The following is a 24109-nucleotide window of genomic DNA, read 5'->3' on the forward strand; positions in this document are numbered from 1 at the left end:
TCATCATGCACAAGTTGAAATTTATAGCAGTATGCGTTATTCGTTAAACCCAAACCGAAATATACTGGGCAATCTGGTTTCGCGCTTTACCCAGCGCCAGGCCAAAACCGCAGCCCAAACGACTGATAAAATGGCAAAAGTCAGTGAAAAGGTAAGCAGCGTAATCGACCAGAGCGACTATTTAAGTCGGGATTTAAGCTGGATTAAGTTCAACGAACGTGTATTGGATCAGGCTCGTAGTACAAACCGCACCTTAATGGAACGACTCAAGTTTCTGGCTATTTCGGCCTCAAACCTGGATGAGTTTTTCATGATTCGGGTAGGCAGCTTGTACAACTATCTTGATTACCACAAGCAACGGGTCGACTATTCCGGGCTTCGGGAGGTTCCTTTCCGAAAAGCGCTCTATACTGCCTCCCATCAGTTTTGCCAGGACCAGCAAGCCGTATTTACCGAACAACTTTTACCACTCTTTGCCGAGAATGGGCTTCAATTGGTCAACTTCGATGATCTGAAAGCCGACGAAAAAGCAGAAGCCAATGCTTATTTCGACCGCACGATCTACCCTACCCTGACCCCCATGCTGTACGACTACACGCACACGTTCCCGGTACTACTGGCAAAAGTGCTGATATTTGGCGTCGTCACGCAAAGCCCAGAGAATAACTCATCCGCTAATCATGGAGCAGACGACGATGACCGGCAGCGGCTATCGTTCGTGCAGATTCCGGCCAACCTGCCCCGTTTCCTGTCGTTTGAGCGCGAAGACATGACGCTGTTCTTACCGATTGAAGAAATCGTACGTCAGAATATTAAGAAACTGTACCGAAACATCGAGATTCTATCGGTCAATCTGTTCCGGATTACCCGAAATGGCGATTTTACCCTCGATGAAAACGATGACGACGAAGTAGACTTTCTGGATGAAGTTCGCCAAAAGATTAAAAATCGGCGGCTGGGTCGGGTTACACGGGTAGAGGTTGAAGTGGACGGTATTACCGAAGACAGCGAGACCTGGATGCTGAATCTGCTAAAAAAACGATGGGAAATCGATGATCTGAATATTTTCGAATCGACTAGCCTGCTTGATTTTTCGGCTTTCTGGCAGATTATTGGTCACCCTGATTTTAAGGACGATATGCCTCGTCCGCATGCGCCGGTGCCTCCGCTGGGACTTACCCGGGAAAAAACCGATAACATTTTTGAGCTGATCAAACAGCGTGATCTCCTGCTTCATCATCCCTACAATAACTTTGAACCGGTTTTACAACTGCTGGAGCAGTCTGCCGAAGACCCCAATGTGCTGGCGATAAAAATTACAGTGTATCGGCTGGCCAAGCGGTCGCGCATTACCGAAGCTTTGCTAAAAGCGGCAGAAAATGGCAAACACGTATCCGTTTTGTTTGAGGTAAAAGCTCGCTTCGATGAAGAAAACAACATTCGGGAAGCGCAGCGCCTACAGAAGGCAGGTTGTTTTGTTATTTACGGCATCAGCCGATATAAAACCCATACGAAGCTGTTGCTGGTTGTACGCAATGAGGGAACTCGGGTTGTCCGATATGCCCATATGGCCAGTGGCAATTATAATGAAGATACGTCGAAACTCTATACCGATATTGGTCTGCTCACCACCGATGAAACGTATACGCACGACATCTCCGAGTTTTTCAATGTCATCACGGGCCACTCGCTCCCCAATGAATACCAATACCTGATTACGGCTCCCCGCGATATGCGTGACCAATTAGTGCGCCTTATTCGCCAGGAAGCCAGCAATGCTCAACATGGACTGCCCAGCGGCATCTGCATAAAAGTCAATTCACTGGAAGACAAACAGGTTATTGACGAACTGTATAAAGCCTCCCAGGCAGGTGTCCCTATCCGGCTTATTGTCCGGAGTATCTGCTGCCTGCGTCCTCAACGGGCGGGCTTAAGCGACAACATAACCGTTCGCTCCATCGTAGGGGATTTTCTTGAACATACACGCGTTTATTATTTTCATAATAACGGCGACCCCAAAATATATGGTGGCAGCGCTGATGTAATGGTCCGTAGCTTCGACCGGCGGATCGAATCACTCTTCTATTTGGCCGACAACCGCGTGAAACAGCTGGCCATGTTGATATTGAAATATAATCTGGAAGATAATGTCAATTCCTACGAACTAAAAGAGGATGGCGACTTTCAGAAATGTGCGGTTCTACCAGGCAAAGAGCCGTTTAATATCCATCAGCGTTTCTTTGAGGTGACTGAAAAAGAAGCCATGGAAGTTCGGTTGTTCGATCAGGAGGTCAAACCTGCCGAAGTAGCTAAAATCGAAGAAGAATATCAGGAAGGTGCCGAGCGAGCAATAGCCGATATTTAGTAAAAAAGTAGTTAGGAGCGAAGAGTGGGGAGTAAGTATGCGGGCATGTAATTCTTGATACACCCGCATTCTCACTGCCCATTCCTCGCTCCTAACTACTTTTTGCTTAACTTAGCTCACCTAACTGTAACTATGATTTTACTGAATGGAGCGCTTTACTGGACTGATTGGCATCGTCTTGATCCTGGGCATTGCTTATGCACTTTCTGATAACCGAAAAGCTATTAATTTCCGAACCGTCGGCGTTGGCCTCGCCTTACAATTTGGCCTTGCTGTTTTTGTTCTGAAAACCCCGGTTGGGCAGCAGGTTTTCCAGACTATTGGCCATTTTGTAGAACGCCTGTTAGGGAAAGCAGCCAAAGGAGCTGAGTTTGTTTTTGCTCCCCTTGTCAACCCCGCTGCGCTAACTAAAGCGTTTGGTCCAGGCAACAACTTCATCTTCTTCTTCTCCATTATTCCAACCATCATCTTTGTTGCCGTATTGGTTAATATCCTTTATCATTTAGGGATCATGCAACGGATTGTTGCCGTAATGGCTCGTGCCATGAAGTGGCTGATGGGGGTTAGTGGTGCCGAAGCCCTGTCGAATGTGGCCAGTACATTCGTTGGTCAGGTGGAAGCCCAGATCATGATTAAACCGTATCTGAATGGGATGACCAATTCAGAGCTTCTGGCCAGCATGACCGGGTCCTTTGCCTGTATAGCCGGTGGTGTTCTGGCCGTATACATCTCGCTGGGCGTTCCTGGCCCATACCTGCTGGCCGCCAGTATAATGGCTGCGCCGGGAGCCCTGGTAATCAGTAAGATTGTCATGCCGGAAACCCAGGTTTCTGAAACGCAGGGCACCGTAAAGGTTGAAATCAAGAAAATTCATGCAAATCTATTGGACGCTATTGCAGCAGGAGCCAGTGAAGGATTGAAAGTCGGCTTCAATGTTGTCGCTATGCTGATAGGCTTCATTGCTCTGATTGCGTTGCTCGATACCATTTTGTTTAAAATTGGCTTTTACCTGATCGGAATCGATTATCTGAGCTTAAATTTTTTGCTGGGTAAAGTATTCTCCATCTTCGCCTGGGCCATGGGTGTACCCAGCAAAGACGTACAGACGGCTGGCGCCCTGATGGGTACCAAAATGGTAGTTAACGAGTTTGTTGCTTATCTGGATATGGTAAAAATCAAACAAACCCTCGACCCCAAAACGATTGCCATCGTCAGTTTTGCTCTTTGCGGATTTGCCAATTTTAGCTCGATTGCGATTCAGGTAGGCGGCATTGGTGAACTGGCCCCAAAACGACGAAGCGATTTGGCCCGTATTGGCTTTAAAGCTCTGATCTGTGGTACGCTGGCCAGTTATATGTCAGCGACATTAGCTGGACTGCTGTTATAAACCAGTCGGATTGATCGATCAATTCGACTACCAATATCCCTGAAAGCCCTGCCCCGATACTGGAGGCAGGGCTTTTTATACACTACTATTTTTTCTTTCCATCGTTCAATCCTACCTTCGACTCAAGCGTTTTTTGAATACCTTAACCCTTAGGCAACCCATGATTCACACAAAACTCATTCCACGTACGGCGGAGGCTAATGAGCCCCCTCTCCTAATAAAATCGCTGCTGGCCCAATCCGCTCGGTATGAGCCGCATCGCGAAATTGTTTACCGGGATCTTTTTCGAATTAACTACACCCAGTTCAACGAGCGGGTTCGTCAACTGGCCAACGCTTTGACTACACTGGGAATAAAACCAGGGGATACGGTGGCCGTTCTGGACTGGGACAGCCATCGATACCTGGAATGCTTCTTCGGTGTAACGAGTCTTGGGGCTATATTGCATACGGTCAACATTCGTCTTTCACCTGCCCAGATTCTGTATACCATGAATCATGCGGAAGATAAAGCGGTACTGATTCATGAAGACTTCCTGCCGATTCTGAAGGCCATCAAAGGGCAACTACAAACGGTCGAAACATACATTATTCTTAGCGATAAAGTCTATAGCACCGTTACAGAAACCCAGCCACTGCCCGAGCTACCCGACGGCTTTGCGGGCGAGTACGAAGCCTTGCTGAAAGAAGCCTCTACTGAGTATGATTTCCCAGACTTAGACGAAAACACCTGGGCAACAACGTTTTACACGACAGGTACAACAGGTAACCCCAAGGGGGTTTACTTCTCCCACAGGCAGTTATTCATGCATACGATGGGACTATTGACCTACCTGATCGGATACGAAGCCCTACCGTTCAAGTCCAGAAACGATGTGTACATGCCCATAACGCCCATGTTCCATGTGCATGCCTGGGGCTTTCCGTTTCTGGCTACGCTGATGTCGGCTAAGCAGGTATATCCGGGTAAATACGAACCAGAGATGCTGTGCCGACTGATTGTGACTGAAGGGGTTACCCTTTCCCACTGCGTTCCGACCATACTCACCATGCTCGTTGGCAGTCCGGCAGCGCAGAAATTCCGCGAAAATCTCAGCCGATGGAGTGTATTGATTGGCGGCTCGGCCCTTACCAAAGGGCTGGCCAAAGCCGCTATGGAACTGGGCATTAACATCCTGGCGGGATACGGTATGTCTGAGACCGCTCCTATCCTTACTGTCGTTTACCTGAATGATACCGAACGTCAGTTACCGCTTGACGAACAAATCGACTTACGGGTACGAGCAGGCAGAATCGCCCCCTTTGTCGATGCTCGCTTAATGGACGACGAAGGTAATTTTGTGCCGCATGACGGCCATTCGCTGGGCGAAATCGTGGTAAGAACCCCATGGACAACCCAGGGCTATTACAACGACCCCGAACGAGGTGCAGAGCTTTGGCGAGGTGGCTGGTTGCATACGGGCGATGTAGCGAGCATCACCCCCGACAACTGGGTAATGATTGCTGACCGTACTAAAGACGTTATCAAAACGGGTGGGGAATGGGTTTCCTCTCTGGACATGGAAAATGAACTTTCGCAGATCGAAGGCGTAGCTGAATCAGCCGTAGTTGGGCTGCCAGATGATCGTTGGGGAGAGCGTCCTTATGCACTCATTGTCAAGAAACCAGGTTACGAACTCTCCGCCGAAAGCATTCGGGCAAGCCTTCAGACGAAAGTGGATCGTGGAGAACTACACAAATGGTACGTGCCCGATCGAATTATTTTTGTCCCTGAAATCCCTAAAACAAGCGTCGGGAAAATTGATAAGAAACGGATTCGGTCTGAGATGAAAGATCAACTTTTAGGAGCTTAACCATACTGCGGCTACTGGTATACCAGACGGCCGCGTCTGAACAAGACTTGTTTGATACCGCCTGGATGTGGCCATCCAGACTACATTCGCCAGACTATCTTCATGACTCGAATTGGCCTTTTATCGGATACACACAGCTACCTCGACCCACAGATTTTCACTCATTTTGCCGAGTGTGATGAAATCTGGCATGCAGGAGACGTGGGTGTTCTTACCGTTGCTCAACAGCTTCGCGAATTTCGTCCATTGCGGATCGTATCGGGCAATATCGATCAGGAATCAGCAGACTTGCCCGCGAATCAACGATTTACTCTGGAAGGGCTTGATATTTGGATGACGCATATCGGTGGCACTCCGCCAAAATACAATCCAGTAGTACGACCTGAGTTGCTGGCAAATCCACCCGATATTTTTGTTTGCGGCCACTCACACATTCTTAAGGTATCGCGCGATCCCGCGATAAACAAACTGCTCTACATCAATCCCGGAGCGGCAGGCAAAACAGGATTTCATGTTATGCGCACGGCAGTTCGATTTACGCTCAATTCCGGGCAGGTTCAGGATATGCAGGTGATAGAGTTAGGTAAAAAGTAATGCCAATAAAAAAAGGGATTCTCGAACGAGAATCCCTTTTTTTATTGGCATTACTTTTAGATGGGCAGTGATTCTGGCTCGGTTTCGGCCGGTTTCGACTCTTTACCGATTTCTTCTTTTATTTCTTCTGCCGTGCCTTTATTCTTATAAGCCTGATAGACCGTTTCCCGTTCGAATGGCCGCTTGCCAATCAAACGAACCAAGTCGTTCTGATATAGAATCTCTTTTTCAAGCAACTCTTTGGCAATCACTTCCAGTGCTTCCCGCTTGTCGGTCAGCAAACCTTTGGTACGGGTATAAGCCTCATCCACAATCTTCCGAACTTCTTCGTCGATGTGTTTAGCCGTCTCTTCAGAATATGGCTTGTTGAACGCGTAATCCGATTGTTTCGAATCGTAGAACGACACATTACCGATTTTATCGTTCATGCCATACATGGTCACCATACTGTAGGCCAGCTTAGTGATCCGTTCCAGATCGCTCAGGGCACCCGTCGATACTTTTCCAAAGATCAGATCTTCGGCAGCACGGCCTCCCAAAGCCATACACATTTCATCCATGAGCTGCTCTGTACGGTACAGATACTGTTCACGTGGTAGATACTGCGCGTAACCCAGAGCGGCTACACCACGGGGCACGATGGTCACCTTCACGAGTGGATCGGCATGTTCGAGAAACCAGCCTGCTACCGCATGTCCGGCTTCATGATAGGCGACAATCTCTTTCTCTTCAGGTGAGATGATCTTGTTCTTTTTCTCTAAACCACCGATGACCCGGTCCATAGCGTCCTGAAAATCCTTCATGTCGACGGCTTCCTTGTCACTACGGGCAGCAATCAGGGCAGCTTCGTTACAGACGTTGGCAATTTCAGCCCCGGCAAATCCTGGAGTCTGAGCAGCCAGTTCTTTCGGGTCTACATCAGCGGCTAGCTTGATCGGTTTCAGGTGCACCCGGAAAATAGCTTCACGCCCAATAATATCGGGTTTATCGATGCTGATTTGACGGTCGAAACGGCCAGGGCGCTGCAAGGCTGAATCCAGTACATCAGGGCGGTTCGTTGCAGCCAGGATAATAATACCCGAGTCTGTAGCAAAACCATCCATCTCAACCAGTAATGAGTTCAAGGTGTTCTCGCGTTCATCATTGGCACCCGGCATTGAACCACGGCCACGAGAGCGGCCAACGGCATCAATTTCGTCAATGAAGATAATACAGGGCGCTTTCTCTTTTGCCTGTTTAAACAAATCACGCACCCGGGCAGCACCCACCCCAACAAACATTTCAACGAAATCGGAGCCCGAAAGCGAGAAGAACGGCACACCTGCTTCACCGGCTACAGCCTTGGCAAGCAAGGTTTTACCCGTACCTGGAGGGCCAATCAACAACGCTCCTTTCGGAATTTTGGCTCCTAGCTTGGTAAACTTGGTTGGATTTTTCAGGTAATCAACGATCTCCTTAATTTCTTCCTTGGCCTCATCCAGGCCGGCCACATCGTTGAAGGTGATTTTCACTTTATTATCGGCATCAAACAAAGCGGCTTTCGACTTACCGATGTTGAAAATCTGCCCGCCAGGGCCACCAGCACCCGACATACGTCCCAGCAGGAAATACATCGCCAGTATCATAACGATCAGGAAACCCCAGGTACTGATGATGCTCCCAAAGTCGCTGCGCTGTTCGAATCGGTAATCCACCTTTTCATTATCAGGAACTCCCTGCTGCATCGCATCAAGGTCCTTCTTAAACGTTTCGCCCGATGCGATCTGAAATTGAAAATGAGGGCCTCGGTTAGAACCGAAATACGGTTTGTCTGCAAACAGGTTTCGGTATTTGGGGCTTTGCGCAGCCTGTGGCGTAAGCGTTACCTCCGCGATTTTGTCATTGACCACTACAACCTCGGCCACTTCATGTTCTTTCACCATCCGCTCAAACCGCTTCTGGGTTGTTTCCTGCGTGGAGGAGCTTTTGTTAAAGAACGTAATGCCAAGGATGGCGGCAATGAGCAAAGCAACAATCCAACCCTGAAAATTGGGCTTACGTGGCCCACCACGGGGTACTAACGGATTTCTATTATTGTTTTCTGCCATTTTTTCAGGTTATACAAAACGGATTTCAAAAAGTAACACCGTTTTACAAGTGAATGTTTCTTTAGTGATTCGGTTAGGACAAACGGTTCAACAAGTCGATAAACGGACCAAAATCAAGCGTGTTTAATCAACACGTTCTTTTAAGGTTTACGATGCGGGCGTCAATTCATTATCTTCGACTACATGAATTTCGGCATCCCCCCATAATTGCTCCAGATCATAAAAAGCACGACGCTCTTTTTTAAAGACATGGGCAACTACATCGACATAATCCAGCAGGATCCATTCACGGTTCATTTTCCCCTCTTTATGCCAGGGGTCTTGTTTGCTGGCTTTATACACTTCTTCTTCAATAGACGTTGAGATGGCATCAATTTGCGTATCGGAATTACCCGAACATATTACAAAGTAATCACAGATGGCATTTTTAACGTTGCGAAGGTCCATAACAACGATGTCCTGCGCTTTTTTTTCCTGCATCCCGCGAACAACGAAGTCACGAATTTGCTCAGCGGTAAACTCTTTATTGTTGTTTATTCTCATGCTTTCGGTTTAACATTGCCATACTAATCAGCGGGTACCTTGCCTGAAGGGCAATTTGCCCGAAGCACCATTCATTAGCTTAACTACTAAACTATACAATATTTTGTACAAAATCTATCCCAAAACGCTTTTTCTTGGACAAATAATCCAATATCTGCCAAGCTGTCAGTCTACAAACGACGAAGCGTCTGCTTTGATTGCTCATTCCGACCCTGCGGAAGGTACCCTTGTCATAACCGACAATCAGACTGCCGGCCGCGGGCAACGTGGTAATCAATGGGAAGCACAAGCCGGGCAAAATCTAACTGTTTCGGCTATTCTACGGCCTGTTTTTTTATCGGCCAGCGAACAGTTCTGGTTAAACATTGCCCTATCACTCGGCATTTACGATACGTTACAGCCACTGCTTGGTGATGCTCTCCGGGTTAAATGGCCCAACGATATATACGTCGGCAATCAAAAATTAGGTGGAATACTTATTGAAAATATATTACACGGTTATAACATCGAATGGTCGATCGTCGGTATGGGGCTCAACATCAACCAGACGGAATTTGGTTACTCCACGGCCACATCCCTTCAGTTGCAATCGCCCCTATCCAATACCTATGATTTACCCGGTCTGCTGAGTCGCCTGTGCGAAACCCTGGAGCAGCGCTATTTGCAGTTACGTTCGGGCCAACGGGATACGCTAAAAATTAATTACTTACAAATTCTTTATCGCTACCAGGAAGAACATCCGTTTGAAAGCGAAGGCCAGGTATTTCGTGGTACAATCGTTGGCGTAGATGCCACCGGACGTCTGGCCATTGCCACCGATGGTCAGGTAAGATATTTTGGGTTTAAAGAAGTAAGCTTTGGGATGCAAGATGTATGATGTATGATATAGGATGTATGGCTAGTATTAAATACATCATACATCATACATCTTGCATCATACATCACTTTAAGGCTTCTTCCACTGGATTCCCAATGCATCCGTTTGGTTCAAGCAGTTTTAGCAGAGCCGTGATGGTTGGTGCAATGTCATGAATATGCGTACGACGGAGCGTTTGACCGGGCTTGATGCCCCAGCCATATAGCAAAAAGGGAACATGGGTATCATACGCATAGGTAGTACCATGCGTAGTTCCTTTCGATCGGCCTTCCAGCCAGCCGGGTGGCTGCATCACATAAAAATCGCCACTCCGGTTTGGGTGGTAAACGTTACGAAACAAATTCTCCTGTAATAATGGCAACGCTTCAGCACCAAGATTATGCAGATTAACCACGTTAACGACTGCTTTTTGCTTTAGTAAGGTTGCCTGTAAGAGTTCATAGACCTGCTGGATCGGGATTTTCTTTTCGGTCAATAAGTTATGGTTCAGGTAAATCTGCTGATTAATATACGACAGCATCCATTGCCCTGGGCCGTAGGCTTTTTCGAGCGTGGTTTTCACGGTTTCACCGATCTCGCCATAGCTTCTGGTGCCCGATGGAATCCGGTATTCCTGCAAAAACCCCGGTACGTCGACAACGCCATGATCGGCCGATAGGAACGCTACCCATTGTCCCTGTCCGACTGTTGCATCCAGTTGCGAGAAAATATCCGCCAACTGTCGATCGAGTCGTATGTAGTTATCTTCTGTTTCAACGGCATGAGTGCCAAAGGCATGACCAATATAATCGGGGGAGGAAAAGCTCAGGCAAAGCATGTCGGTTACCTCATGTTGGCCCAACTGTTCGCCTTTCAAGGCAGCCAGAGCGAATTCTTTTGTGATCTGATCGCCATAGGGGCTGGTACGAAGCACCTCATATTTACTCCCCCCCGTCTGAACAGCAAACTCGTGCGGAAAAACAGCTTTTGCCTCGCCTGGCATCGAATTTTCGTAGGGTTTATCATCGGCCGTGCTTTCTGTGTACTGGTTCATGGGCAGAGTAGTCTCCCATTTTTGAGTCAGGAATTGATCGCCTAGCTTACGCGCATTGAAATCCTGTACCCACTTCGGCAATTCATTTTGATAAAATGTACTGCTGATGAAATTACCATCTTTCGAATCGAACCAGTAGGCGGCATTTGCCGAATGGCCAGCTGGCAGAATAGCCCCCCGATCTTTCAGCGCAATACCAATCACTTTCGACCGACCATCAGTAGCCAGTTTCAGTTGATCGCCAATGGTGGTTACCAGCAAGTTTCGGGGCGACATTTTCCCGGCGGTTCCGGTATTGCCAACGGTATTGACGGTCGTGTCTTCGGCGCAATAGAGCAAACGACCAATGTTCCGTTCGTAGAAATCATTCCCAACAATGCCATTCAGCGCGGGAGCCGAACCCGTATAGATAGCCGCGTGACCCGGACCGGTATACGTAGCCGCATAATGATAGTGATTATTCCGGGCATTGAACCCACCATCCATCATCCGTCGGAACCCACCCGTGCCAAATTTGTTGTAGTATCGATACAAATAGTCATATCGCATCTGGTCAACGACAATACCCACTACTAGTTTGGGCCGGGTCAGCGCTGGCCCGGCAGTTGATTTGGGCGTTGAAGTAGCCTGTTGTTTGGGTTGAGCGAAAGCAGTAAGTGCTGCTAAAGGGATTAGAAAAGCAGAAGTAATCAGGCGCATAGAGCCGTTTCGTTGATCGTTAAGGTAACTTGCTGCAAATGTACAAAACAAAAGCAGAGGGTTATGGATTGCCCAAAATGAAGACATAGGAAATGGCACTTCGTCAGAAAACGGACAGTGCGTTTCAGGCTATATTTCCTGGCGTCTTTTTTAGGGGCCATTTGTTAAAACCTGCCTAATCTTGTTCAAACTATTCTAATTTGATCCATAATTATGATTCAAATTACTGGACCTGCTACTTTCTGGCTAACAGCAGTTCTCTTTTTCATCGCCATTTTTGGACGTTATGTGCTGTTCTCGATTGTTTTCTGGTGGGTGTTCAAGGTATCGATGAAAGATCAGTTTGCCAGTCGTGAAGTGCAGCTACGGCCTCGTAAAGCGGGCCAGGACTGGCGTGAAATTGGCTGGTCGGCCGTTACATCTTTAATTTTCACGGCAATTGCCATGGGGGTTATATTAGCTTATCAGGCAGGGTTTACCCAAATTTATACTGACATACATCGCTATTCGCTGCTTTGGTATCCGGTTAGCATTTTGGTTGTATTGTTTATCCACGAAACCTATTATTACTGGCTTCATCGCTGGATGCACCAGCCTGGTATTTACCGTTGGGTTCATAAAACCCACCATGACAGTCTGACAACATCCCCCTGGACTGCCTTTTCGTTTCACCCGCTTGAGAGTACACTACAGGCGATTATCATTCCAGCCTTAACGTTCGTTATTCCTTTACATCTGACAGCCGTTGGTCTGATATTGATTCTCATGACCCTATCGAGTGCTGTCAATCATCTGAATACAGAAATTTATCCCAAAAACTTTGACCATCACTGGCTGGGTCGCTGGCTAATTGGCGCTACCCACCATAGCCTGCACCACACGCAGTTTCGATTTAACTACGGCCTCTATTTTACGTTCTGGGATAAGTGGATGAAAACCGAAAGCCCGGATTTTCACCGGACATTTGGCGAGAAAACAAGTAACAGTATTAGCAGCGAGAAGTAAGGAGCGGAAACGGCTGATGCAGCAAGAAAAAATAGTCGTCAGCCATTCCCGCTCCTGATCCTCTTACTTACTCCGCTCAATTGTGTACTGCACCAATTGATGTAAGGATTTTCGATACACCGAATCTGGGTATGCGTTCAACAGGTTTTGGGCCTCCGTGACATACTGATTCATAGCCTGGGTAGCATATTCGATACCGCCAGAATTTTTTACGAAGGCAATCACTTCAGCTACTTTCTTCGGATTGTCGCTTTCATTTTTTATGATGTTGATGATCCGTCGTTTTTCCAAAAACTTAGCTTTGTTGAGTGCATAAATCAGGGGTAGGGTCATCTTTTTCTCCTTAATATCGATACCCAGCGGTTTACCTACTTCGGCGGTTCCGTAATCGAACAGATCATCTTTGATCTGGAAAGCAATGCCTACTTTTTCCCCAAACACGCGTGCCTGCTCAACCGTTGCCGGATCAGATCCAGCGGAGCAGGCTCCTACTGCGCAACAGGCCGCAATTAACGAAGCCGTTTTCTGGCGGATAATCTCGTAATAAACATCTTCGGTAATATCCAGTCGACGCGCTTTTTCAATCTGAAGCAATTCTCCCTCACTAAGCTCCCGAACCGCCATCGTGACTATGCGCAACAAGTCATGGTCATTATTATCAATGGCCAGAAAAAGCCCTCGAGTCAGTAAATAATCGCCCACTAAAACGGCTACCTTATTCTTCCAGAGCGCATTGATTGAGAAAAACCCACGTCGATAGTTCGATTCATCGACCACATCATCGTGGACCAGTGATGCGGTATGGCACAATTCGATCAGTGACGCCCCCCGGTAGGTCGATTCGGTAATTTGGCCGCAAACACCTGCCATCAGAAATACGAACATCGGGCGTAGTTGTTTGCCCTTCCGTTTGACTATGTATTTCGTGATTTGATCGAGAAGCATCACATCGCTTTTCATTTGCTTCCTGAATTTCTGCTCGAACAATTCCATTTCGGCAGCAATCGGAGCTTGTATATCAGCGACGGTAAGAGACATATTGGAGTCGATAGTTGACAGTCGATCGTCGTTAGTGCTTCGTCAACAGGGCGAAGTAGGCTTTTGTGCCTGTTTTCCTCCGCATTGACTCGCTACTCACAAGGGTCGGCTATCGACTAAATTTCTGGCAATATTAGTAAGGAAAGCGCAGATGCCGAAAAGGCATTTTGAAAAACACGTCTATTCTCACAACTATCAATGCGGCAATTCGTTTTGATAATTATTTGAAAAGCGTCAACTTACCAGCGTCTAATTCCTGTCATTCCCCTTTCATGATTGATAATCCTACCCCACCCGTTCCGAAAGCAGAAACGATTCTGCCAACCTCACAACCACCCATGCGTGCCCTTGTGCTGGGTGGAGGCTCTCTGAAAGGGGCCTTTCAGGTTGGTGCTGTCATGGCACTTTTTGAATCGGGCTTCGTTCCTGATCAACTCTATGGCATTTCGGTTGGCAGTCTAAATGCGACGTTTATGGCCAACGAAGCCGCCCGTCAGCACATTGAAAACGGGCATACGGACTGGGTAAAAGTAGGAAAAAACCTCATCGAATTCTGGATTCGCAACATTACCAAACCCGATGATGTTGCCGTTATTCGCTCGCGGTTTCGCATGGGTTATAACACCATCATGAGCCGTTTCGACGGTTTACTCGACAATTCACCGATCCAGAATTTAATCAGTAAGCATGTGGATATGGAGACGATTCGAAAAGGCCCCGTGAAGGTGAAAGTAGGAGCCGTCGATATTATCCAGGGTGATATGTATTATGCCGATGCCAGTGATCCACATTTTTTAGACTACGTATATGCCAGCAGTTCATTACCCTTTCTTATGCCAGCCGTTCAGATTGGTGGCGATCATCGACGGGCTTTTCTGGACGGTGGTTTACGCGAAGTAGCGCCTTTGCGAGTAGCTATTGAAGACGGGGCAACCGAGATTGCCTGCGTGGCCTGCCATGCCCGAAAAATCTATAATGAAAAATTCAACTACCGCAATCTGCTGAATCTGATGGATCGGGTAAAGGATATTACAGTCAATCAGTTGGTCAATAACGACATTGCCTGGGCCGAACGATTTGCAGAGCGCGAACGACTGCATGGACGAACGCTGAACCTAACGGTTATTCGCCCCACCGAACCGCTCTTTCTCAACCTGATGAAATTCACCTCCGAGGATATTAGTAAGATGATTATACAGGGCTATCAGGCTGGCGTTGAACTCCTGAAAAAAAGTCCGGCTGGTAAACCAGTACTGTAAGTCGTTGCCACTTCATTTTATCGAGACCGATACGGCCCGTGAATGGCTTTTACCGTATACGTTTCGCTTCGATCCTCCAGAACCAGTACATGATAGGTTTTGCCTCCTTTTTCAACTCGAATAACTATGTGTCCTGATTCGCTTTTCAGGCGGGGCAACAAGTCTGCTATATCAGTTTTGGCTTCAGGAAGCAGGTGGGTGGCAAATAGATCCCGTTCGTCTTTGTAATACTGGTCTGAAAAAAGTCGTTCGAGAACATCACGACCTGGGTGCGAAGCAGCCCAGGCAGGAAGAATGAGTACCCTTGGTCGTAAACTGGTCAGCAGAGATCCATTTTGCGAATCGGGATATCCATGATGATCGACCAGTTGTACATCGACCGGCCCTGCTACCTGAGCAACAGGCGTTTCGACATCATGCCAGGGAGGAGCCCCAAACTGAAGTACACCCTGTAAATCGGCCCCTGCAAAGTAATCAAATGCACCGTATCGAATCTGGAACGCAATACTGCACATATTTTCGTTCGGATACTCGGCTGGTTTCAATAAACTCAAATCTGGGAATAACCGTTTGGTACGGAGCCCTTCACCTGTCCATAATTCGCCATTAACCATCATATTTCGCACCACAAACGGATATTTCTGACGTAGTGAGGGCGATTTCACCGAAACGATCTGATCGGCCCTACCGGCCTGAAATCGCTCTACAGCCAATCCTTTCTTCGTCTGCTGCCACGTTAAAAATCGACGATAGTTCACGACCATTGAATCGGCATCCATTGGACGTGGATACGAATAATCAGGCCAGCCCCGATCCAGCATTTTCCGAATAGGAATAAAATCAGCTACCTCCGTAATACCCGCCAATGTATATCCGCCTTTCGATCGTTTGGCAACATTGAGGGGTGTCCCCATATGGTCGTCGTGAAAATGCGTGACAATCGCATAATCGATAACCGGGACTTGCTGAAATCGCAACACGTTTCGAACATACCGGGCAATCCATTCTCCTGCCTGCCGTTCATTGTTTGGCCAGGTTGGTATATTACGGGGTTTATTTGTCCGCCAGTCCATCGAATTGATGGCACCAGCGTCGATCAGCAGTGTAGTGCCCTCCGGAAAAACGACGAAAGTTGCATTCCCTTGCCCGGTATTGATCTGGTGAATATCGAGCTGCCCCTCCTGCCAGACCGGAAGCGGTTCACCTACCCGTTGCGCCCATACCCAGCCCGGTAAAATAACCAGAAGCACATTGATTAACCGATGAATCACAAACATGGTAGACAGGTAGTTAAAATAAGGCAGCCACAGCCAATGGCCGATCGGTTGTAATAATATCTCCACCCCGATCCACTAACTCCCGATAGCCCGGTGCCGCTTCAGACATGGTTTTTTCGTCCAGTTGTCCAGTACCATAGGTTCCGACAGAACATGGGATGTTGAGCCTGTGTAATCGTTCGTAAAAGGAAGCAGGTTGTAGTTTCTGTGGCGTCAAGGCAATCAAACGACCGAATTTGGCCAAAGGCATACTCTCAAATCGGTCCAGATCGTCCATACTGTTTACGCCAACGGCCAGCCAGAGGGTTGGGTATCGTTCCCGTACCCGCTGCGCTTCAGTTACTGAATAACAAATCACAAAAACGGAATGCAGTGCCTTGTGCTTTTCCACTTCCTTCATCACCCGAAGTGGATCAGTGCCTGGTTTTACGTCGAGGGCCAACATGTATCGATTCTTATTCCAGTTCAGTATTTCAGTAAATGTGGGTATAGACTGGGTTGTAAGCGCGCCAGACAGTGTCTTCAGGCTGACTTTTTTCAAATCTCCCAGCGTCCACTCGGCTACTGGTCCTTTGGCATCCGACTCTCGATCCAGGGTAGAATCATGCAAGAGCACGTAACCGCTATCGCGGGTCATACGAACGTCCATCTCGATAATCGCATCTGGAAGTGCATTGGCCGTCTTATCAAATGTAGGAATCGAATTTTCGGTATCAGTCGGGCCTGGCCCTCCTCGATGCGCTAAAATGAGCGGATGGTTATGATCAGGTTTTAGCCGAAAATAAGCATCAATCGTTTGACTGTCTTTGAAGCGGTTAACACGCTGTGCTACAGCCTGAATAGCCACCAAACTGATTAGAAAGAATAAAAAGGAAGTTTTCATGGGCTAAATCTACAGCAACAAAAAATCCCCCGCCAAAGCTGTGCGGGGGATTTTATACAGAAATCGTATCGAATTAGAACGAATAACGAACGCCAAGCTGAGCCTGCCATACGTTATCGACCGTGATGCTCTTGGTAAATACATCCTGCAACAGAACCGTCTGACCGTTTACGGACTGTGTACCTAACCGATAGGTTGGAACACCAGCCGCACTAACGCTTGCCAGCGACAGAGGCTGAGTAGATGTGGTCGTCCAGCCTACACCCCATTTATTATTCAGGAGGTTACCTACGTTCAGGATATCAGCCCGGAATTGCAGCGTATGCTTGGTACCTTTAGCGCCTACAGCCACATAGAATTCCTGCATTACGGTGAAGTCGAAACGAAGCAGGTCTGGCGAGAACACACCATTCCGTTCGATATACTGACCGCGACGGCTCTTCAAATACTCGTTGTTATCGATATACTTGTCGAAGGCCGCCTGTTGCTGTTCTGGCGAATAGACAACCGCTGATGCACCCGAACCGACAGTAAGAGCCGAGAATGTCAGCTCAGAAGCACTCTTAGGAATATAAAGCAGGTCATTAGCGGTTTGGCCATCCCCGTTAAGGTCACCACCTACTAGCAGATTGGTTTTATACCCAGTGGTATATTGACCACCCAGCGTGAAGGTTGTAGCGCCACCAAATTTGCCGCCATAATTCAGACGATAGTTCAGGTAACCAATGACACGGTGACGCAGGTCGTTATCACCAAACGAAAGACCCAGATAGTTCTGACCTTGTACAGTTGGTACGTTGGCGACTACTGTACTACCCACTGATTGAATATCGCGTGCCAATCCATAGGTCCACGCCAGCATTCCACCAAAACCACGTGTAGTTGGTTTCTCCAGCTTAGCCGTGAACGTGTATGCTTCACCCTGAGTCGAGTTTTTCAGAATAAACGCGTTCGTTATAGCCGTATTATAGAAACGAGCCTGGTTAACTGGGCTGGTAGCAGGACCTTGCGAACCCGACACACCCGATGCTGGGAAGCGGTTCCGGGTATCAGAGCCACTCAATACACGATCGGGAGCTTTCAGGTTAGCATCGATATACCGCAGACCATATAGTGTCTTGTTGTAAATGAACTCGAGAGTACCGATCAAGCCCCCGGGTAGCCGCTGGTCAACAGCAATGTTCGTTTTCCAGACAAGTGGGTATTTCAGGTTCTGATCCGTAGCGTTGATAACGTATGGGGTCAGCTTGGTAATATCGGTTTGCGTTGGATCAGGCCGTACAGCAGCAGGCAATTTGCTTGGATCGGTTACAAACGGATAAGCGGTACTGTTAGTGGCCGTAATCAAAGCAGTGTTCACCCCATTGTTACCCAACTGGTTCGAAACCAACACCTCAGGAATGCGCGATACGAAGAAACCGCTACCACCACGGATCTGCGTCATCTTGTCGCCTTTCACATCCCAGTTGAAACCAATACGTGGCGAAATGAGCAGACGTGCTTTGGGGAAAGAACCAGTCGTGACCTTATAGTCAGCATTGTTTTCATCTTTAAATGTCAATGCCGCTACAACTGGGTTATTGAAGTCTTTTGCTGTCGAATTGTCGTAAGCAAAAATATCAGCACGAACACCCGCAGTCAGTTTGAAATTCGGATTAACCTGGAACTCATCCTGTATGTAAGCACTGTAGGTGCTTCTGTGCAACGTCTGTAAAGGTTCAGCACCACCTGGCAGCAACGAGTAACGCAGGTTATAACGAGCAACTGCAACAGGCGATGTTGTGCTGTTTGGGTTACTGATCGAGGCAAGGGCTGCCGTTTTAAAATCAGCAATCGAGTTGTAAACATATACTCCGTTCGAAGCTGGGAAGAAGACGTTGTTAGACGTATACTTCTCATACGACAGACCCAGCGTCAGTGTATGCTTACCGGCAAAATAGCTGAAGTTATCCGTGATATTCAGCGTCGAGTAGTTCAGCTTGTTGTTTGGAGTAAACGGATCGAAGCCAACCGTTGTATAGGTCGTACCATCTTTCAGAATGTCGACCGTTGGGAAAATACCCGTTTTGTAGGTACGGTCTTCGTTTTGGTAGTTGTAGGTTGCCACCAGTTTGTTCGCGAATTTACCGCTGAAAGTCGAGTTCAGTTCAGCCGCAATCGAACGGGTGTTATCCGCAATGATGTAGCCCGTGTTCTCTGGCGAAACGGCCAGTGACGAGTTTGTCCGGTTACCGTTACCAGCCGTGTTGCTACTGTTACTGTTGCTGATGATCTGGCCCGATTGCGAATCGTGGTGCGAGTAACGTAACGAAAGCTTGTGGTTGTCGTTGATGTTATAATCCAGGCGAATCAACCCTTTCGTACTTTTCACATCGTTGTTGAAGTTATCATAAGCTCCCAGATCGAAGTTGAAGTTGGTCTTCATGAAGCTACTCAGGTCATCCATGTCGGCTTGGGTTACGCGTGATACGTTCCCCGTAGTACCTGTTCCCCGGTTGATAACCCAATCCAGAGCAGGCTGGCTGCTCTTATACTGCTCCAGGTTTATAAAGAAGAACAGTTTGTTTTTGATGATCGGCCCACCCAATCGCAAGCCAAGTGTATTTTGGTTGATATTAACGGGAGGCAGATCACGGCCATCGGCTTTCTTACCAACCAGGCCATTGTTCCGCCACAGGTAGTAAGCAGACCCCGAAAAATCATTGGTACCGGAGCGCGTTACAGCGTTGATACTAGCCCCGGCAAAGCCCGTCTGACGAACGTCAAACGGAGCAACGTTCAACTGAATTTCATCCAGAGCGTCCAGAGAAACGGCTGTTGTACCTGTACGACCACCTGCAATAGCTGAGCTACCCAGTCCGAAACCGTTGTTGAACACAGCTCCGTCGATGGTGATGTTGTTAAAGCGAGCATCCTGACCACCGAACGATTGACCATTCCCATACGCATTGTATTTCGTAATATCGTTGATCGTACGGCCTAGGGTTGGGGTTGTGTTGATCATAGCCCGCCCGTAGGAAGCAGCCGCTCCGGTTCGGTTCGAACTGATGATATCGTTCCGGTTTCCGGTTACAACTACTTCCGACAGGGCGGTGCTGTTGTCAACCATCTTGAAGTTTACGTCTGCGGCAGTACCGAGGTTCGTAAAAACACCTTCAACGATCTGATCTTTAAACCCAACATACGTAGCGGTAATTTTGAAAGGGCCACCCACCCGAACACCGGGGAGTGTATACCGACCCGATGCGTTCGTGGTGGTACCGTATCGGCTACCCGATGGCTCGTGAATGGCAACGACAGTGGCTCCGGGCAAGAGGCCGCCTTTATCGTCGGTAACCTGTCCGCTAATCACGGAGGTCGTTACCTGCGCCTTGGCTATGCTTCCGCCGAGCACAGCCAGTAGAATACTGCCGATTAGCATGAAAGCCGCTCGAAATTGCAGTAGTTTTTTAGACATAGAAGTGTTTGTTTGGTTAGCAGTGGTGAGTTTTCATCGTCTCGATGTCTTCTCAATTAAGAGACAAATATGCTAATTTTTTTAAGCTTCCAAAAGAGGGGCGTCTTAAAAAAGTACCACCATATGAATTTCTATTGACAAATTCCTACAAATAACACAATTTTTAAGTGTTTACGTTCTATTACTTTGTGTTACCATATTATTAAGTCATTTTTTACACCTCGTCTTCATCGCCTGCCCAATCAATCGGCTTTGGTAAATAACTTAACCGACAGGTATCCGACTACCTGATTTCTGTCTTAGTTTTGTCTCATTATGACATCATCGGAAACACAAGCTATAAAACTTACCCAATACAGTCATGGCGCTGGTTGCGGCTGTAAGATATCGCCTAAAATCCTGGACAAGATTCTGCATGGTCGTACCAGTAATGCGGACCTACCGGCGCAGGTAAATCAATCTTCCGATCTCTTGACCCATCATTCACTCATTGTTGGAAACGACTCGCGCGACGATGCCGCCGTGATGGATATCGGCAATGGGGAGGCCATTATCAGCACAACCGACTTTTTCATGCCCATTGTGGATGATGCCTATGATTTCGGCCGGATTGCGTCGGCAAATGCCATTAGTGATGTGTATGCCATGGGTGGCGAACCTATGATGGCGATTGCTATTCTTGGGTGGCCCCTAGACAAATTACCGCCCGAAGTAGCGGGACAGGTGCTGGAAGGGTCTCGGGCAATTTGTCGGGAAGCAGGTATTCCACTGGCTGGCGGACATAGCATTGATTCTCCCGAGCCTATTTTTGGCCTGGCAGTGACTGGCCGGGTGCGGCTCGACCACCTCAAACAGAACAATACGGCCACCCAGGGCTGTCGGCTTTACCTCACTAAACCACTGGGCGTGGGCATATTGACCACAGCCCAAAAAAAGGGGCTGCTTAAGCCCGAACATACCGATATAGCGCCCCGCCAGATGGCCCAGCTTAACAGCTTTGGGGCTTTACTGGGCAAATTGCCTTATGTTAAGGCCTTAACCGATGTAACTGGCTTTGGGCTGCTTGGGCATCTCATCGAAATGGCCGAAGGGTCAAATCTTAGCGCTATTGTCGAGTTCGAAACGGTTCCGAAATTGCCTATGCTCGACGAGTATCTGGCGCAAAAAAGCTTTCCGGGCGGTACTATGCGAAATCTGGATAGTTACGGACATAAAGTAGCCGAACTGACGGATGTACAACGGTACGTTCTGGCCGATCCGCAAACGTCTGGCGGTTTACTCATCGCTGTAACCCCCGACAGTACGGAGGAATTCGAACGGGTAGCGACGGAGAGCGGTTTCCATTTGAAATCGTTTGGAGAACTGGTCCCCCGACGGGAAAAAGTAGTGTATGTCAATTAAATAAGGAGGAATCGAGCGGGGGGAATGGATACGTAATTGTTATTTTTTCGTTCTTACTTGATCTTCTTCTTCCCTCCTCCCCCATTTATGAAATTATTTTACCGCCAAACTGGCGAATCGGGTCCGGCCATTGTTATTCTGCACGGCGTATTTGGTTCGTCAGATAACTGGCTTACAACAAGTAAAGCCATTGCCTCACGAGGTTACCGCGTTTTTGCGGTCGATCAACGGAATCATGGACAGTCGCCAAGAGGGCATGAACATGATTATCAGAGCATGGCTTCCGATTTGCACGAGTTTCTTACCGAACACCAGCTTACGGATCCTATCCTGGTGGGGCATTCGATGGGCGGCAAAGCCGTCATGCAGTACGCCATGCTTTATCCTGGCACCTATCAGAAACTTGTTGTAGTCGATATTGCCCCCAAGTTTTATCCCGTTCATCATGCTGAACTCATTCGGGGTCTGAAAGCCATTAATCTAACGTCCATCAAAGGGCGTACAGAAGCCGATGCCGTTCTACAAGCCTATGAACCGTCGCTGACTGTACGGCAATTTCTGCTAAAAAACTTATACCGAAATGAGCAGGGAGGGTTTGACTGGCGCATAAATATCCCTGTTATTGAGCGCGAACTACATGGAATTGGCGAAGAGCTAACCAATCCCCGCATTATTACCGAGCCAACTCTATTTATTCGGGGTAGCGAATCCCCTTATATACTTGACGACGATATACCGACCATTAAACGAATTTTCCCCAATGCTCAAATTGAAACGATTCAGGGAACGGGTCATTGGGTGCAGGCCGAAAAGCCAGTTGAGTTTGTTGAGGTATTGTTGAACTTTATCGAACATAAATCCTGATTCAGGTTCGGCGTCTGGGCAAACTGACGCTTTTGTTTCGAAAACGCCGATCAACAAAAAATGCCAACGCTTTATCTGATTCCTACCTTACTCGCCGACGATACGGCACAGATGGTGCTCCCTCCTACCATTCGGGAGGTAATCGAAAAAACGGATACGTATTTCGTTGAGAATGTACGCTCGGCCCGTCGATTTATCAGTGGTTTAAAAACAGCCCGTGTTATTGACGAGACACTTTTTTTCGAACTGACAAAAGATACCCCCCCAACCGATACCCGTCGGCAGATTCAGGAACTGACCGAGCGAAAACTAAATGCGGGGGTTTTGTCGGAAGCCGGTTGCCCGGGTGTGGCCGATCCGGGTGCTGTCGTGGTTGGAATGGCGCACACATTGGGATGGCGCGTTGAACCACTGGTGGGGCCCTCATCCATTCTGCTGGCCCTAATGGCATCGGGTATGAGCGGCCAATCGTTTGTTTTTCACGGCTATTTACCGATTGATCGACAGGACCGGGCCCGCACGTTGCGTAATCTGGAAAAAGAAGCCCAGCAACGCCAGCAAACCCAGATCTTCATGGAAACACCATATCGAAATGATGCGCTTTTGGCGGATGTACTAGCCACTTGTCAGGCCACTACAAGGCTATGCATAGCCTGTAATCTCACAGCACCCGATGCCTTTGTGCGCACATTAACCATTCGTGAATGGAAATCGAAGGTACCGGATTTACGAAAAAAACCAACCGTGTTTCTACTTTTGTAGTTGTAAGGCGGGTGGGCGGACGCTTCCGAATCATGTCCGCCTTGTCATTAACCATGCGGATATGATGTCCGCGTTACGCATGATTCACTCCTTCACGTTTTCACCGTTTCAGGAAAATACGTACGTCATTGCCGACGATACGACCCATGAGGCTGTTATTATCGACCCCGGCTGCTACGAACAAGTTGAAAAGGAAACCTTATGGCGTTTCATTGAAAGCCATAAACTGACGGTTAAGTACTTACTGTTGACTCATGCCCATCTGGATCATGTATTTGGGGTTGCTTACGTAAAACGAAAGTTTGGGGTAAAGGCCTATCTGAATCAACTGGATATGGTTATCTACAACGATGTTGCGTCCCGTTGTGCGCTTTTTGGTTTGCGTGGCTACGAACCGTCGGAGATTGACGAGTTTATTCAGGAAGGCGATCAGTTTACTTTTGGCAGTATAGTGCTGGATACCCTGTTCGTGCCTGGCCACGCTCCTGGCCATGTGGCGTTTGTCAATCATGCCGAACGCTACGTAATCGGTGGTGATGTACTCTTCAAAGGTAGTGTTGGCCGCACCGATCTCCCCTATTGTAGCTATACCGACTTAATGACCAGTATTCGAACAAAACTGTATACCTTGCCCGACGATTATACGGTGTATCCGGGACACATGGAGCCAACCACCATTGGTCGTGAGAAACGAACAAACCCATACGTCAAACTGTAGGAACGAAC

The 24109-nt window shown here is 47.9% G+C and carries 18 protein-coding genes; 11 read left to right on the forward strand and 7 right to left on the reverse strand.

The genetic code is table 11. The annotated features are described in order from the left end of the window. The first annotated feature begins 31 nt into the window (after positions 1-31). The 4 genes from ppk1 (at position 32) to B153_RS0104275 (ending at position 6198) form a co-directional block, all read left to right on the forward strand. Positions 32-2365, forward strand: a complete 2334-nt coding sequence (gene ppk1, locus B153_RS0104260) for a polyphosphate kinase 1 (protein ID WP_020595433.1) — start codon at positions 32-34, stop codon at positions 2363-2365. A gap of 145 nt (positions 2366-2510) precedes the next feature. Next, a complete protein-coding gene (locus B153_RS0104265; RefSeq protein ID WP_020595434.1) occupies positions 2511-3752 on the forward strand; it encodes a NupC/NupG family nucleoside CNT transporter in 1242 nt (413 codons plus the stop codon). A 160-nt stretch (positions 3753-3912) separates the two neighbouring features. Continuing rightward, on the forward strand, positions 3913-5604 hold the full coding sequence (locus tag B153_RS0104270; protein WP_020595435.1) for a fatty acid--CoA ligase: 1692 nt from the start codon (positions 3913-3915) through the stop codon (positions 5602-5604). Between the two features lie 102 nt (positions 5605-5706). After that, a complete protein-coding gene (locus tag B153_RS0104275; RefSeq protein WP_020595436.1) occupies positions 5707-6198 on the forward strand; it encodes a metallophosphoesterase family protein in 492 nt (163 codons plus the stop codon). Positions 6199-6254: 56 nt separating this feature from the next. Here B153_RS0104275 and ftsH read toward each other — a convergent pair whose 3' ends face one another. Together ftsH and rsfS are read right to left on the reverse strand one after the other, a co-directional pair. Continuing rightward, on the reverse strand, positions 6255-8285 hold the full coding sequence (ftsH, locus tag B153_RS0104280) for an ATP-dependent zinc metalloprotease FtsH (protein WP_020595437.1): 2031 nt from the start codon (positions 8283-8285) through the stop codon (positions 6255-6257). 147 nt (positions 8286-8432) lie between these two features. After that, complete coding sequence (gene rsfS, locus B153_RS0104285) at positions 8433-8828, reverse strand: ribosome silencing factor (RefSeq protein WP_020595438.1); 396 nt, start codon at positions 8826-8828, stop codon at positions 8433-8435. Between the two features lie 103 nt (positions 8829-8931). Between rsfS and B153_RS0104290 the strand changes: the two genes are divergently transcribed. Continuing rightward, positions 8932-9705, forward strand: a complete 774-nt coding sequence (locus B153_RS0104290; protein WP_026261903.1) for a biotin--[acetyl-CoA-carboxylase] ligase — start codon at positions 8932-8934, stop codon at positions 9703-9705. Between the two features lie 64 nt (positions 9706-9769). Here B153_RS0104290 and pafA read toward each other — a convergent pair whose 3' ends face one another. Continuing rightward, complete coding sequence (gene pafA, locus B153_RS0104295; RefSeq protein ID WP_020595440.1) at positions 9770-11437, reverse strand: alkaline phosphatase PafA; 1668 nt, start codon at positions 11435-11437, stop codon at positions 9770-9772. Between the two features lie 213 nt (positions 11438-11650). Between pafA and B153_RS0104300 the strand changes: the two genes are divergently transcribed. Continuing rightward, positions 11651-12442 carry a sterol desaturase family protein gene (locus tag B153_RS0104300; RefSeq protein WP_020595441.1) on the forward strand — a complete coding sequence of 264 codons (792 nt, stop codon included), beginning with the start codon at positions 11651-11653 and terminating at the stop codon, positions 12440-12442. Positions 12443-12505: 63 nt separating this feature from the next. On the opposite strand, the gene B153_RS0104305 is transcribed toward B153_RS0104300, so the two are convergent. Then, on the reverse strand, positions 12506-13480 hold the full coding sequence (locus tag B153_RS0104305; RefSeq protein ID WP_020595442.1) for a polyprenyl synthetase family protein: 975 nt from the start codon (positions 13478-13480) through the stop codon (positions 12506-12508). Positions 13481-13752: 272 nt separating this feature from the next. On the opposite strand from B153_RS0104305, the gene B153_RS0104310 reads away from it, so the two are divergent. After that, complete coding sequence (locus B153_RS0104310; RefSeq protein ID WP_020595443.1) at positions 13753-14739, forward strand: patatin-like phospholipase family protein; 987 nt, start codon at positions 13753-13755, stop codon at positions 14737-14739. Between the two features lie 17 nt (positions 14740-14756). Here the strand turns inward: B153_RS0104310 and B153_RS0104315 are convergent, their stop codons facing one another. The 3 genes from B153_RS0104315 to B153_RS0104325 all read right to left on the reverse strand — a co-directional run bounded on the left by B153_RS0104315 (position 14757) and on the right by B153_RS0104325 (position 20356). Next, positions 14757-16016 (reverse strand): ComEC/Rec2 family competence protein, encoded by a 1260-nt coding sequence (locus B153_RS0104315; protein WP_020595444.1) that lies wholly within the window; start codon positions 16014-16016, stop codon positions 14757-14759. A gap of 13 nt (positions 16017-16029) precedes the next feature. Continuing rightward, entirely contained in the window at positions 16030-16899 is an 870-nt protein-coding gene (locus B153_RS0104320) for a glycerophosphodiester phosphodiesterase family protein (RefSeq protein ID WP_020595445.1), read from the reverse strand. Positions 16900-16972: 73 nt separating this feature from the next. After that, on the reverse strand, positions 16973-20356 hold the full coding sequence (locus B153_RS0104325) for a TonB-dependent receptor (protein WP_020595446.1): 3384 nt from the start codon (positions 20354-20356) through the stop codon (positions 16973-16975). A 315-nt stretch (positions 20357-20671) separates the two neighbouring features. Between B153_RS0104325 and selD the strand changes: the two genes are divergently transcribed. From selD to B153_RS0104345, 4 genes are all read left to right on the forward strand, one after another. Further along, positions 20672-21757: a selenide, water dikinase SelD gene (gene selD / locus B153_RS0104330; RefSeq protein WP_020595447.1), complete on the forward strand. Its 1086-nt coding sequence runs from the start codon at positions 20672-20674 to the stop codon at positions 21755-21757. A gap of 87 nt (positions 21758-21844) precedes the next feature. Next, on the forward strand, positions 21845-22621 hold the full coding sequence (locus B153_RS0104335; RefSeq protein ID WP_020595448.1) for an alpha/beta fold hydrolase: 777 nt from the start codon (positions 21845-21847) through the stop codon (positions 22619-22621). 60 nt (positions 22622-22681) lie between these two features. After that, on the forward strand, positions 22682-23383 hold the full coding sequence (locus B153_RS0104340) for an SAM-dependent methyltransferase (protein ID WP_020595449.1): 702 nt from the start codon (positions 22682-22684) through the stop codon (positions 23381-23383). 79 nt (positions 23384-23462) lie between these two features. Continuing rightward, positions 23463-24101, forward strand: coding sequence for an MBL fold metallo-hydrolase (locus B153_RS0104345; RefSeq protein ID WP_020595450.1), 639 nt, complete (start codon positions 23463-23465; stop codon positions 24099-24101). The last annotated feature ends 8 nt before the right edge of the window (positions 24102-24109 follow it).

Origin of the sequence: Spirosoma panaciterrae DSM 21099, assembly GCF_000374025.1 — a bacterium.
GTDB classification, from domain to species: domain Bacteria; phylum Bacteroidota; class Bacteroidia; order Cytophagales; family Spirosomataceae; genus Spirosoma; species Spirosoma panaciterrae.

What these genes read in the sequence shown, in the direction of transcription:
- rsfS (WP_020595438.1), bottom strand. Translation starts at nt 8,828, where the DNA reads ATGAGAATAAACAACAATAAAGAGTTTACCGCTGAGCAAATTCGTGAC.
- B153_RS0104265 (WP_020595434.1), top strand. Translation starts at nt 2,511, where the DNA reads ATGGAGCGCTTTACTGGACTGATTGGCATCGTCTTGATCCTGGGCATT.
- B153_RS0104275 (WP_020595436.1), top strand. Translation starts at nt 5,707, where the DNA reads ATGACTCGAATTGGCCTTTTATCGGATACACACAGCTACCTCGACCCA.
- B153_RS0104325 (WP_020595446.1), bottom strand. Translation starts at nt 20,356, where the DNA reads ATGTCTAAAAAACTACTGCAATTTCGAGCGGCTTTCATGCTAATCGGC.
- B153_RS0104270 (WP_020595435.1), top strand. Translation starts at nt 3,913, where the DNA reads ATGATTCACACAAAACTCATTCCACGTACGGCGGAGGCTAATGAGCCC.
- B153_RS0104310 (WP_020595443.1), top strand. Translation starts at nt 13,753, where the DNA reads ATGATTGATAATCCTACCCCACCCGTTCCGAAAGCAGAAACGATTCTG.
- B153_RS0104320 (WP_020595445.1), bottom strand. Translation starts at nt 16,899, where the DNA reads ATGAAAACTTCCTTTTTATTCTTTCTAATCAGTTTGGTGGCTATTCAG.
- B153_RS0104315 (WP_020595444.1), bottom strand. Translation starts at nt 16,016, where the DNA reads ATGTTTGTGATTCATCGGTTAATCAATGTGCTTCTGGTTATTTTACCG.
- pafA (WP_020595440.1), bottom strand. Translation starts at nt 11,437, where the DNA reads ATGCGCCTGATTACTTCTGCTTTTCTAATCCCTTTAGCAGCACTTACT.
- ppk1 (WP_020595433.1), top strand. Translation starts at nt 32, where the DNA reads ATGCGTTATTCGTTAAACCCAAACCGAAATATACTGGGCAATCTGGTT.
- B153_RS0104300 (WP_020595441.1), top strand. Translation starts at nt 11,651, where the DNA reads ATGATTCAAATTACTGGACCTGCTACTTTCTGGCTAACAGCAGTTCTC.
- B153_RS0104305 (WP_020595442.1), bottom strand. Translation starts at nt 13,480, where the DNA reads ATGTCTCTTACCGTCGCTGATATACAAGCTCCGATTGCTGCCGAAATG.
- ftsH (WP_020595437.1), bottom strand. Translation starts at nt 8,285, where the DNA reads ATGGCAGAAAACAATAATAGAAATCCGTTAGTACCCCGTGGTGGGCCA.
- selD (WP_020595447.1), top strand. Translation starts at nt 20,672, where the DNA reads ATGACATCATCGGAAACACAAGCTATAAAACTTACCCAATACAGTCAT.
- B153_RS0104340 (WP_020595449.1), top strand. Translation starts at nt 22,682, where the DNA reads ATGCCAACGCTTTATCTGATTCCTACCTTACTCGCCGACGATACGGCA.
- B153_RS0104335 (WP_020595448.1), top strand. Translation starts at nt 21,845, where the DNA reads ATGAAATTATTTTACCGCCAAACTGGCGAATCGGGTCCGGCCATTGTT.
- B153_RS0104345 (WP_020595450.1), top strand. Translation starts at nt 23,463, where the DNA reads ATGATTCACTCCTTCACGTTTTCACCGTTTCAGGAAAATACGTACGTC.